General features: G+C 49.4%; 3 rRNA genes. All 3 read left to right on the top strand.

Annotated elements, in window-relative coordinates:
• Positions 1-174: 174 nt before the first annotated feature.
• The 3 genes from DFP79_RS01665 (at position 175) to rrf (ending at position 5,332) form a co-directional block, all read left to right on the top strand.
• Positions 175-1,714, top strand: a 16S ribosomal RNA gene (locus tag DFP79_RS01665).
• 355 nt (positions 1,715-2,069) lie between these two features.
• Positions 2,070-4,956: ribosomal RNA gene (locus DFP79_RS01660) — 23S ribosomal RNA — on the top strand.
• Positions 4,957-5,217: 261 nt separating this feature from the next.
• Positions 5,218-5,332, top strand: a 5S ribosomal RNA gene (gene rrf, locus DFP79_RS01655).
• The 16S, 23S and 5S rRNA genes sit together here, the layout of an rRNA operon.
• Positions 5,333-5,385: the final 53 nt, after the last annotated feature.

The raw sequence follows: 5,385 nt of genomic DNA, 5'->3' as shown, positions 1-5,385 counted from the left end.
GGTACGCTCTTTAAAATAGATAATCAGATAATTTGTGTGGGCGCTCGCTGGAGACTTCTAAAAAATTAAAGTCTTTGATGAGTGAACACGTCAATTCGCTTTACAGTCTTTCAACTTAGGTTGGAAGGCAATAGTTAAAGTCAGACGTTATTCATGAGTTAGAGCAAATTCTTTTAACTGAAGAGTTTGATCATGGCTCAGATTGAACGCTGGCGGCAGGCTTAACACATGCAAGTCGAGCGGTAACAGATCTAGCTTGCTAGATGCTGACGAGCGGCGGACGGGTGAGTAACGCGTAGGAATCTGCCTGGTAGTGGGGGACAACATGTGGAAACGCATGCTAATACCGCATACGCCCTTTTGGGGAAAGGAGGGGATCTTCGGACCTTCCGCTATCAGATGAGCCTGCGTGAGATTAGCTAGTTGGTGGGGTAAAGGCCTACCAAGGCGACGATCTCTAGCTGGTCTGAGAGGATGATCAGCCACACTGGGACTGAGACACGGCCCAGACTCCTACGGGAGGCAGCAGTGGGGAATATTGGACAATGGGGGCAACCCTGATCCAGCCATGCCGCGTGTGTGAAGAAGGCCTTAGGGTTGTAAAGCACTTTCAGGAGTGAGGAAGGATGCTTGATTAATACTCAAGTATCTTGACGTTAGCTCCAGAAGAAGCACCGGCTAACTCTGTGCCAGCAGCCGCGGTAATACAGAGGGTGCAAGCGTTAATCGGAATTACTGGGCGTAAAGCGCGCGTAGGTGGTTTGTTAAGTCAGATGTGAAAGCCCAGGGCTCAACCTTGGAATTGCACCTGATACTGGCAGGCTAGAGTACGGTAGAGGGATGTGGAATTTCCTGTGTAGCGGTGAAATGCGTAGATATAGGAAGGAACATCAGTGGCGAAGGCGACATCCTGGACTGATACTGACACTGAGGTGCGAAAGCGTGGGGAGCAAACAGGATTAGATACCCTGGTAGTCCACGCCGTAAACGATGTCTACTAGCCGTTGGTCGATTTTAGATTAGTGGCGCAGCTAACGCGATAAGTAGACCGCCTGGGGAGTACGGCCGCAAGGTTAAAACTCAAATGAATTGACGGGGGCCCGCACAAGCGGTGGAGCATGTGGTTTAATTCGAAGCAACGCGAAGAACCTTACCTACTCTTGACATCCAGAGAACTTAGCAGAGATGCTTTGGTGCCTTCGGGAACTCTGAGACAGGTGCTGCATGGCTGTCGTCAGCTCGTGTTGTGAAATGTTGGGTTAAGTCCCGTAACGAGCGCAACCCTTATCCTTATTTGCCAGCACTTCGGGTGGGAACTCTAAGGAGACTGCCGGTGACAAACCGGAGGAAGGTGGGGACGACGTCAAGTCATCATGGCCCTTACGAGTAGGGCTACACACGTGCTACAATGGCGCATACAGAGGGCAGCGAACTAGCGATAGTAAGCAAATCCCAAAAAGTGCGTCGTAGTCCGGATTGGAGTCTGCAACTCGACTCCATGAAGTCGGAATCGCTAGTAATCGTGGATCAGAATGCCACGGTGAATACGTTCCCGGGCCTTGTACACACCGCCCGTCACACCATGGGAGTTGATTGCTCCAGAAGTAGCTAGCTTAACCCTTCGGGGATGGCGGTTACCACGGAGTGGTCAATGACTGGGGTGAAGTCGTAACAAGGTAGCCCTAGGGGAACCTGGGGCTGGATCACCTCCTTAAACGATAAGAGGCTCTGGTGAGCGTTCACACAAATTATCTGATGGCTATGAGTTCTCATAGCACCCTATCTTAAAAGCGTTATAGACAGAGTTCTAAGCAAGAAGTTTGACTGATTTACTCATCAAGCATCTGACTTAGTGCTTTGCACTAAACTTGCTCTTTAACAATATGACTTTTTGAAATAGACGATAATCAAGCGTCAAACCGGTGGATTGATATTTGAATCTCTTAATTCCTTCTGAGATTTGAATAAACAATCTAACAATCGTAAATCCAAAGAGGTACAAAAGCTCTTTGGTATGTAGTTCAATTTTTCTGATTCAGTTTACTGAATGAGATCATTTTGGGTTATATGGTCAAGTGACCAAGCGTGCACGGTGGATGCCTTGGCAGTCAGAGGCGATGAAGGACGTGGTAATCTGCGATAAGCTTGGGGGAGTCGATAAACAGACTTTGATCCCGAGATTTCCGAATGGGGAAACCCACCCGCTTGCGGGTATCGTAACGTGAATACATAGCGTTACGAGGCGAACGAGGGGAACTGAAACATCTAAGTACCCTTAGGAAAAGAAATCAATTGAGATTCCCTTAGTAGCGGCGAGCGAAAGGGGATTAGCCCTTAAGTTGATTTGGTGTTAGTAGAAGACTCTGGAAAGGGTCGCCATAGTGGGTGATAGCCCCGTATACGAAAATGCCTTATCAATGAAATCGAGTAAGACGGGACACGTGATATCCTGTTTGAATATGGGGGGACCATCCTCCAAGGCTAAATACTCCTGACTGACCGATAGTGAACCAGTACCGTGAGGGAAAGGCGAAAAGAACCCCTGTGAGGGGAGTGAAATAGATCCTGAAACCGTGTACGTACAAGCAGTGGGAGCCGACTTAGTTCGGTGACTGCGTACCTTTTGTATAATGGGTCAACGACTTATTTTCAGTAGCAAGGTTAAGCATTTAGTGGAGCCGTAGGGAAACCGAGTCTTAATAGGGCGTTTAGTTGCTGGGAATAGACCCGAAACCGGGCGATCTATCCATGAGCAGGTTGAAGGTTGAGTAACATCAACTGGAGGACCGAACTCACACACGTTGAAAAGTTTGGAGATGACTTGTGGATAGGAGTGAAAGGCTAATCAAGCCCGGAGATAGCTGGTTCTCCTCGAAAGCTATTTAGGTAGCGCCTCGCGTATTGCCGTTGGGGGTAGAGCACTGTTTGGGCTAGGGGGTCATCCCGACTTACCAACCCCATGCAAACTCCGAATACCAATGAGTATGAGCGCGGGAGACACACGGCGGGTGCTAACGTCCGTCGTGGAAAGGGAAACAACCCAGACCGTCAGCTAAGGTCCCAAAGTTACAGTTAAGTGGGAAACGATGTGGGAAGGCTTAGACAGCTAGGAGGTTGGCTTAGAAGCAGCCACCCTTTAAAGAAAGCGTAATAGCTCACTAGTCGAGTCGGCCTGCGCGGAAGATATAACGGGGCTAAACTGTACACCGAAGCTACGGATACTAGTTTACTAGTATGGTAGAGGAGCGTTCTGTAAGCCGTTGAAGCGGAAGCTGTAAGGCACCGTGGAGGTATCAGAAGTGCGAATGTTGACATGAGTAACGATAAAGGGGGTGAAAAACCCCCTCGCCGGAAGACCAAGGGTTCCTGTCCCATGCTAATCAGGGCAGGGTGAGTCGGCCCCTAAGGCGAGGCTGAAAAGCGTAGTCGATGGGAAACAGGTTAATATTCCTGTACCGATGTATATTGCGATGGAGAGACGGAGAAGGCTAGGCCAGCGCGGCGATGGTTGTCCGCGTTTAAGGTTGTAGGCTGAGGGTTTAGGTAAATCCGGACCCTCTTAAGGCTGAGAATTGATGACGAACCCTCTTTTGGGTGAAGTGGTTGATGCCATGCTTCCAGGAAAAACTTCTAAGCTTCAGATATACATAGACCGTACCCCAAACCGACACAGGTGGTCAGGTAGAGAATACCAAGGCGCTTGAGAGAACTCGGGTGAAGGAACTAGGCAAAATGGCACCGTAACTTCGGGAGAAGGTGCGCCGGTTAGGGTGATGAGACTTGCTCTCTAAGCCTTGATCGGTCGAAGATACCAGGTGGCTGCGACTGTTTATTAAAAACACAGCACTCTGCAAACACGAAAGTGGACGTATAGGGTGTGACGCCTGCCCGGTGCTTGAAGGTTAATTGATGGGGTTAGCGTAAGCGAAGCTCTTGATCGAAGCCCAAGTAAACGGCGGCCGTAACTATAACGGTCCTAAGGTAGCGAAATTCCTTGTCGGGTAAGTTCCGACCTGCACGAATGGCGTAACGATGGCCACACTGTCTCCACCCGAGACTCAGTGAAATTGAAATCGCAGTGAAGATGCTGTGTATCCGCGGCTAGACGGAAAGACCCCGTGAACCTTTACTATAGCTTCACAGTGAACTTTGAACCTACTTGTGTAGGATAGGTGGGAGGCTTTGAAACTTGGACGCCAGTTCAAGCGGAGCCAATCTTGAAATACCACCCTGGTATGTTTGAGGTTCTAACTCAGGTCCCTTATCGGGATCGAGGACACTGTGTGGTGGGTAGTTTGACTGGGGCGGTCTCCTCCCAAAGAGTAACGGAGGAGCACGAAGGTGCGCTCAGCATGGTCGGAAATCATGCATAGAGTGTAAAGGCAAAAGCGCGCTTAACTGCGAGACAGACACGTCGAGCAGGTACGAAAGTAGGTCTTAGTGATCCGGTGGTTCTGTATGGAAGGGCCATCGCTCAACGGATAAAAGGTACTCCGGGGATAACAGGCTGATACCGCCCAAGAGTTCACATCGACGGCGGTGTTTGGCACCTCGATGTCGGCTCATCACATCCTGGGGCTGAAGCCGGTCCCAAGGGTATGGCTGTTCGCCATTTAAAGTGGTACGCGAGCTGGGTTTAGAACGTCGTGAGACAGTTCGGTCCCTATCTGCCGTGGACGTTTGAGATTTGAGAGGAGCTGCTCCTAGTACGAGAGGACCGGAGTGGACGAACCTCTGGTGTTCCGGTTGTCACGCCAGTGGCATTGCCGGGTAGCTATGTTCGGACGGGATAACCGCTGAAAGCATCTAAGCGGGAAGCCTCCCTCAAGATGAGATCTCACTGGAACTTTAAGTTCCCTAAAGAGCCGTTCGAGACTAGGACGTTGATAGGTTGGGTGTGTAAGGGTTGTGAGGCCTTGAGCTAACCAATACTAATTGCTCGTGAGGCTTGACCATATAACACCAAAGTGGTTTTGAGAAAGACTGCGAAGTGCATATGAATTTACGACGCTCTTGATAAGAGAGTGGGTTTGAAGTTTGATTAGAGTTATTTCAAAAAGCATTGTTAAAGCAACTGATTGCGTTGAGTGATTCAATCTATGAATTAGATTGAAAAAGCCAGCAGAATCAGTAAGATAAGCCAAGTAACGAACTTGTGTGTTTTGGGAAGAGATCGGAGAAATAATCGGTCACCCAGAACGAACACATCCCAGTTTGCTTGACGATCACAGAGGCGTTGAACCACCTGATCCCATCCCGAACTCAGAAGTGAAAAGCGCCATCGCCGATGGTAGTGTGGGGGATCCCATGTGAGAGTAGGTCGTCGTCAAGCTTCTAATACAGAAAGCCCTGATCAGAAATGGTCAGGGCTTTTCTCGTTTCTGA

Origin of the sequence: Marinomonas balearica, from assembly GCF_004362145.1 — a bacterium.
Taxonomy (GTDB): domain Bacteria; phylum Pseudomonadota; class Gammaproteobacteria; order Pseudomonadales; family Marinomonadaceae; genus Marinomonas; species Marinomonas balearica.
The sequence above is the reverse complement of the archived record's forward strand: the minus strand, read 5'-3'. Positions and strand labels throughout refer to the sequence as shown.